The 6,997-nt window shown below is 60.2% G+C and carries 6 protein-coding genes; 2 read left to right on the top strand and 4 right to left on the bottom strand.

Features of this window, described 5'->3' with window-relative positions:
• Positions 1–343: 343 nt before the first annotated feature.
• Both ribD and IB236_RS21275 read left to right on the top strand, forming a co-directional pair.
• Positions 344–1,441 carry a bifunctional diaminohydroxyphosphoribosylaminopyrimidine deaminase/5-amino-6-(5-phosphoribosylamino)uracil reductase RibD gene (gene ribD, locus IB236_RS21280; RefSeq protein ID WP_116748051.1) on the top strand — a complete coding sequence of 366 codons (1,098 nt, stop codon included), beginning with the start codon at positions 344–346 and terminating at the stop codon, positions 1,439–1,441.
• 125 nt (positions 1,442–1,566) lie between these two features.
• Positions 1,567–3,468, top strand: a complete 1,902-nt coding sequence (locus tag IB236_RS21275) for an ATP-binding cassette domain-containing protein (RefSeq protein WP_192422133.1) — start codon at positions 1,567–1,569, stop codon at positions 3,466–3,468.
• A gap of 80 nt (positions 3,469–3,548) precedes the next feature.
• On the opposite strand, the gene IB236_RS21270 is transcribed toward IB236_RS21275, so the two are convergent.
• The 4 genes from IB236_RS21270 to IB236_RS21255 all read right to left on the bottom strand — a co-directional run bounded on the left by IB236_RS21270 (position 3,549) and on the right by IB236_RS21255 (position 6,948).
• The gene (locus IB236_RS21270) at positions 3,549–4,655 is read right to left on the bottom strand and encodes a chemotaxis response regulator protein-glutamate methylesterase (protein WP_056748057.1); all 1,107 of its coding nucleotides are present in this window, start codon (positions 4,653–4,655) and stop codon (positions 3,549–3,551) included.
• Between the two features lie 15 nt (positions 4,656–4,670).
• The gene (cheD, locus tag IB236_RS21265) at positions 4,671–5,420 is read right to left on the bottom strand and encodes a chemoreceptor glutamine deamidase CheD (RefSeq protein ID WP_056748055.1); all 750 of its coding nucleotides are present in this window, start codon (positions 5,418–5,420) and stop codon (positions 4,671–4,673) included.
• A gap of 30 nt (positions 5,421–5,450) precedes the next feature.
• Positions 5,451–6,356, bottom strand: a complete 906-nt coding sequence (locus IB236_RS21260) for a CheR family methyltransferase (protein WP_043565699.1) — start codon at positions 6,354–6,356, stop codon at positions 5,451–5,453.
• Between the two features lie 103 nt (positions 6,357–6,459).
• Positions 6,460–6,948: a chemotaxis protein CheW gene (locus IB236_RS21255; RefSeq protein WP_015015794.1), complete on the bottom strand. Its 489-nt coding sequence runs from the start codon at positions 6,946–6,948 to the stop codon at positions 6,460–6,462.
• Between the last annotated feature and the right edge of the window lie 49 nt (positions 6,949–6,997).

The following is a 6,997-nucleotide window of genomic DNA, read 5'->3' as shown; positions in this document are numbered from 1 at the left end:
AACCTTCCGGGCCATCTGCCGCAGCACCTAAGCACCACCACAAACCACCCCATCGACCCCAACACTTTTGCGCTCAGGTCTCAGTAGCGAAGCCCTCGACTATAGCACGGTTTACAACAGGCAGCAGGGTAAACCCAGGGATTTGCCCGTCCCAGCCCCGCTCATGCGATTAGAGATTCAGTCCCGCATGCCCGCCACCGCTGCCTCCAGGGCATCCAGGAACAGGAAAGCCACGCTCTTTCTGGCGGTCTCCATAGGCGTTGCGTCAACAGCCATCTCGCGAACGTCGCGTAAGCTGCTGTGACTACAACCCGTACCAGTCGTTTTTTCATCGACACCAACCATGACGGATTACACCAAGGCGGCATTGGATCTTGCCCATGAGGCTCTCTACAGGACGTCGCCCAACCCCCGCGTGGGCTGCGTGCTCGTCGACCACGACGGCACCATCATTGGCCAGGGGTCCACCCAGCGCGCGGGGGGGCCACATGCGGAGGTGATGGCTCTACGCGACGCAGAGCAGAGGGGCTATTCCCCTCAAGGTGCTACCGCCTACGTCACGCTAGAACCTTGCTCACACCACGGACGTACGGGTCCTTGCTGCGATGCACTCATTAAGGCAGGTATCGCCAAGGTCGTCGCATCGATTGCCGACCCCAACCCCGCAGTGGCGGGCAATGGGTTTGCGCGCCTGCGTGCGGCGGGGGTAGCTGTAGAGGTAGGGCAACGGGCGGAAGCATCCAGGGAGCTGAACCTGGGATTTTTCAGTCGGATGATTCGAAAAACGCCCTGGGTCCGCATGAAAGCAGCTGCCTCGCTCGACGGTGTGACCGCCTTGCCCAATGGAGCAAGCCAATGGATCACCGGTCCCGCCGCTCGTACCGACGGACATGCATGGCGCGCAAGGGCTTGCGCGGTGTTGACCGGCATTGGGACCGTACTCGCAGATAACCCACGACTGGATGTGCGGGATGTACCCACCGATCGGCAACCCTCACTCGTTTTGGTGGATAGCGAGCTAGCTGTTCCTCTGGATGCCTTGCTTTTCGCAGCGAACCGGTCGGTCTATATCTATACAGCCTTTGCACACGAGAAAAAACGCAGCGCGCTCGAAGCCCTTGGCGCCACCGTGATCACAATGCCGAATAGTGCCGGCAAGGTGGACTTACCCGCGATGCTGCAAGACCTCGGGCGCAGGGAGATCAATGAACTGCACGTGGAAGCAGGTTACAAGCTCAATGGTTCGCTGCTGCGCGAAGGACTGGTCGATGAACTACTGGTCTATCTCGCTCCCAAGCTGATGGGCGAGGGCATGGGATTAGCCCAGATAGCTCCCTTGGCGACACTTGCCGAGGCACATGCCCTCAGCTTCCATACCGTAGACAGGATCGGGGAAGACCTGCGCGTCCTTGCACGCTTGCAGGGGCGCGACAGGTTCTGAAGAAATCGCTGCGTAACTGATCGCGGAATTTTCCGCCAATCAAAGTTACGCCCGACCGGCTGTCACTCCATCATGTGACTGGCGCAAAAAATCCCGCCAGAGCGCGACACGGATAATCCCGCTCTATGGCACTTATCACCTTACTGGACGCCCAACTCGCATTTGGGCATGTTGCACTGCTGGATCACGCCGGCTTTTCCCTGGAGACCGCTGAGCGGGTTGGCCTGATTGGCCGCAATGGCGCGGGAAAGTCTTCCCTACTCAAAATCCTGGGAGGACTTGCCAAGCCGGATGATGGCTCTTTGCAAGTTCAGCAGGGGGTACGCATTGCCTTCGTCGCACAGGAGCCGACGTTAGACCCCGATGCCACCATTTTCAAGGCAGCCTCCGAAGGCCTGCAACGCGTGATCGCTATCCGCGATCAATACCTCTCGGGAGCGGACGGACTGGATCTGGATGCATTGCAATCGGAGATCGAGGCCTACGACGCCTGGAACTGGGAGCAGCGTGTCGAAGAAACCCTGCAGAGGTTGCATCTCGACCCGGAAGCCGTGGTCGGAGCACTCTCTGGCGGCACCAAAAAACGCGTGGCGCTGGCGCAGGCGCTGGTGGCACGCCCTGACGTGTTGCTGCTCGACGAACCCACCAACCACCTGGATCTGGACTCCATCGAGTGGCTGGAAGACCTGCTGCTGGACTTTCCGGGCAGCGTCGTGACCATCACCCACGACCGGTCGTTCCTTGACCGTGTGGCCACCCGCATCGTGGAGCTGGACCGCGGTCAATTGCGCTCCTACCCCGGTAACTTTGCTCAATACCAGATTCAGAAAGAAGAGCAGTTGGCGCAGGAGGCAGTGATCGCCGCCAAGGCCGACAAGCTCCTGGCACAAGAAGAAATCTGGATTCGGCGTGGCGTGGAAGCGCGCCGCACCCGCAGCCAGAGCCGTATCAGCCGCTTGGAACAGTTACGCGCCCGGCGGGAGGCCCGCCGTGAGGTCGTTGGCAGTGTGCGCATGGATGTCGCCACCGGAAGCTCCAACGGCTACCAGGGCAAGATCGTGGCGGAACTGCAAGGAGTGAGCAAAGCCTTCGGCGACAAAACCATCGTTCAGAATTTCTCCGGGACGATACTGCGCGGGGACAAAGTGGGCCTGATCGGCCCGAACGGCGCCGGTAAAACCACGCTGCTGAAGATGATCTTGGGCGAACTGCAGGCCGACAAGGGCACCATCCGGCAGGGAGCGAACCTGCAAGTAGCCTACTTTGACCAGATGCGCCACGCCGTCAACCTCGACGCCACATTGGAAGACTTCATCAGCCCTGGCAGCGAATGGATCGAGATCGGCAATCAGCGCAAACACGTCAAGAGCTATCTGAGCGATTTTCTGTTCTCCCCCGCGCGCGCGCACTCCCCAGTGCGGTCGCTGTCCGGCGGGGAACGCAACCGCCTGCTGCTTGCCCGGCTGTTCGCTCGACCGGCCAATGTCCTGGTGCTGGATGAGCCCACAAACGACCTGGACATTGACACCTTAGACCTGCTGGAGGAATTGCTCGAAAACTACGAAGGCACGGTGTTCCTGGTCAGCCATGACCGCACCTTTCTCGACAACGTGGTGACCAGCACCCTCGCTTTTGAAGGCAACGGCCTGTGGCGCGAGTACGAAGGCGGCGTCCAAGACTGGTTGCTCCAATCCAAGCGCAGTCGGTCACTGCAAGCTGCTGCTGCAACGTCCTCCAAACCACCCACACTGGAAGTTTCCAACCAAAGCACGCCGGAGCGCACATTAAATAAGCCTGCACAGCTATCAAAAAAGAAGCTTAGTTACAAAGAGCAGCGCGAACTGGATCAACTGCCTGGCCTGATCAGTGCGCTAGAGACGGAACAGAAATCCCTTCAAGACGCACTGGCCGACGGCTCACTCTTTGGTACTGACCCCACCCGCGCGGCGGCCATGACAAGCCGAGCAGCCGCCATCGACGAAGAGCTGATGACTGCGTTGGAGCGCTGGACAGCACTCTCTGAATAGGCGCCAAACCGGTTCATGGCGCGAGGCTCTGGCGGGAACACACATGGTGAAGGCCCGCCGCCAGGGCTCGGTAATCGCCCTTAAATCCGGTGGTGCAGGCGGTCCGTTGTTCCGCGCAACCGGGCAATTAAGGCCGGGGCAATCTGCCCCAGCGGCAGCACCTCGTCGGCGGCACCGTGGGCAATGGCCTCCCGCGGCATGCCAAACACGATGCAGGTCGCCTCATCCTGCACATAGTTGTAGCTGCCGGCGTCTTTCATCTCCCGCATGGCAACAGCGCCATCGTTGCCCATGCCCGTGAGCATGATGCCAAATGCGTTGCGCCCCACCACCGCTGCTGCGGACTTGAAGAGTACCTCGACCGAAGGCTTGTGGCGATTGACCGGAGGGCCATCGTCCACCACCGCCACATAGTTGGCGCCACTGCGCGCCACATGGAACTGTGTGCCGCCCGGTGCGATGTAGGCATGGCCGGGCAGAATGCGCTCGCCATTCACCGCCTCCTTGACGGTGATCTGGCACAACCCGTTCAAACGGGCAGCAAAACTGGTAGTGAACCCGGGAGGCATGTGCTGGGTGATCACAATCGCTGGCGAATCCGCAGGCATCTGGACCAGCACCTCCTTGATGGCTTCGGTACCACCGGTGGACGCCCCAATGCAGATGAGCTTTTCGGTGGAAAGGCGCCCCAGCAGGCCCGCTGCGGGTACGGCGTGGGGCACAGGGGTGCCCCCCACAACACTGGAGGCTGGGCCTGCATCACGCACAGGGGCGCGACGCACTTGCGCCACGGCTGCAACGCGGATCTTGTCCACAATCTGCGCCGCCAAATCGTTGAGCCCGCTGGCCAGCCCCACACGCGGTTTGGCCACAAAGTCGACGGCGCCCAACTCCAAGGCCTTCATGGTGACCTCCGCGCCACGCTCGGTCAGCGTGGAGATCATCACTACCGGAGTCGGCCGCAGACGCATCAAGCGCCCCAGAAAATCAATGCCGTCCATGCGTGGCATTTCAACGTCCAGGGTGATGACATCCGGATCCAATTCGCGAATCATCTCGCGCGCCACCAGAGGGTCGTTGGCCGTGCCAATGCACTCCATGTCCCGCTGGCGGTTGATGATCTCTGACAGCAGACTACGGACCAGCGCCGAATCGTCCACCACGATCACCCGGATTTTCCTGCTCATTAACTCAAACCTTTATCAAAACAGATCCACAGAACCACCCGACGTGGTCTTGGCAACAGTGGCCGCGTTGCCACGAACCTCCTGGGCCACGAGGGCTTCGGGATGGGCATGCGCCAACCGTTTCACCATCGCTTTGCCGGTCACTGGAAAGAAAACCACTTTGCGCGGATAGATGTCCAGCACGTCCTCGGAGACGATAGGAATGCGCTCAGTGTGCAAATAGTTCAACACAAAATTCGTGTTGCGCTCACCCACATTCATGGTGGTGAAGTTGTGCATCACCTGGGCCCCACCAAAAATCTTGGCCTGCATGGTTTCACGGCGTGCACCGAGCTTGAGCATTTCATTGATCAACAGCTCCATCGCGTAGGAACCATAACGCCCGGATGCGTCCGCCAGATCGCCGTCCGGCAACATGAAATGGTTCATTCCTCCCACACGTGCGCGGCTGTCCCACAGGCAGGCAGCGATGCACGAGCCGAGCACGGTCATGATGACCATGTTCTCATCCGACACGAAATACTCACCAGGCAGCACCTTCACCGCGTTGTGCTGGAAGTGGTGATCAAGGTAAAAAAACGAGGCCTCTCCTGGCTTGCGGCTGCGGGCCTTGAGCTCCTGCAGCGACGACTCGCGCGCGGGCCCGTTGCCAGAGCTGTAGATATCGGCGCTCAGCGGCGCAATACGCGGAGCGCGGCGCCTTTCGGAACTGCCGGGCACAGCAGCAGCATTGGAAGGGGATGAACCTGTTTGAATGTTGGTCATGGTTGCAATGTGCAGGACAACATGGACAGGTCAGCGGCGCTCGTACACCGTCTTGCCACGCAGGGTGAACAGGTCTTTGGACTCGCTGAAGTTCTCGGCGTGCCCCACAAACAACATGCCACCCGGCTTGAGCACGCGGTGGATTCTTTCCAGCACGCGCCGCTGTGTAGGGGCATCAAAGTAAATCATCACATTACGGCAGAAAACCACGTCAAAGGGCTCCTTGAATGGCCAATCGTCGCGGATGAGATTCACACTCATGAAGTCGATGGCGCGCCGCAACTCCGGCTTGGCACGGACCATGCCCGCGTTCCCGCCTTTGCCTTTGAGAAAGAATTTCTGCAAGCGCTCAGGGCTCAAGCCCTTGACGCTGTCGAGCCGGTACACGCCCTGCGCCGCGGTGGCCAGCACGCGCGAATCAATGTCGCTGGCTGTCAACTTGAAAGAGGCGTTGGCGCCGAGCGCCTCCAACGCGGTGATCACGATGGAGTAAGGCTCTTCGCCCGTGGAGGCCGCGTTGCACCAGACCCGCCAGTTGGCGGATGGCTTGGAGCGCAGGTGCGACGCGAAAATCTCGAAATGATGCTGCTCGCGAAAGAATGCCGTGAGGTTGGTGGTCAGCGCATTCACGAACTCCTGCCACTCCGGCCCGTCATGGGTCTCCAGCCAGCTCAGGTAGTCGTGAAAGCTGGTGTGCCCCGTGTCGCGCAGCCGCCGCGACAGGCGGCTGTAGACCATGGCGTGTTTGCCATCATGCAAGCTGATGCCGGCGCGCTGATAGATCAGCGCCTGCACACGGGCAAAGTCTGCATTGGTCCAGACAAATTCTCGCCCCTGGGCCAGAGGGCCAGAGGGCGCTGCGGCTGCGGCATACGCAGGATCTACCCTGGCTGGGCCTGACCGGACTGACGCCGAAGCACTGGTGGTTTGGGCCATATTGATCGTCCGAGGGGAAGTCCTGTTCGCTCCAAAAGGTCTGCGAGCACAGCTCACAGCCTGACATGCGCCTGCGCCACCACTGGCTGCTGACTGCTACGCCTTATTCGTTGGCGGTCACCAGGCCCATGTCCACGCTGGACATGAGCTTTTCAATATCCAGCAAGATCAGCATGCGCTCGCCCACGGACCCCAAGCCCAAGATGCAGCTGTTGTCGATCGCACTCTCGATATCAGGGGCCGAACGGATGCTTTCTGGTGTCAACTCCATCACATCGCTCACCGAATCCACCACAATGCCCACCACACGGTTGCGCAGGTTGAGGATGATGACCACAGTGAAACTGTTGTAGTCCGCCTGCGCACAGTTGAACTTGATGCGCATGTCCACGATGGGAACAATCGTGCCGCGCAAATTGACCACGCCCTTGATGAAGTCTGGCGCGTTCGCAATGCGGGTGGGAGGTTCGTAGCCCCGGATTTCCTGCACCTTCAGGATGTCGATGCCGTACTCTTCCTGGTCGAGGCGGAACGTCAGATATTCACGAGCACCCGTTGGTGCAGCGTCTGCAGTTTTACCGATCACACTCATGGTGCATTCTCCTTTCATGGCGGCGCAGCGCCCCCAGGGGCGCCCGCAC

The organism is Acidovorax sp. ACV02, from assembly GCF_014851475.1.
Lineage (GTDB): Bacteria > Pseudomonadota > Gammaproteobacteria > Burkholderiales > Burkholderiaceae_C > Acidovorax > Acidovorax delafieldii.
Note: the sequence above shows the minus strand (reverse complement) of the source record. Positions and strands in the feature narration are given on the sequence as shown.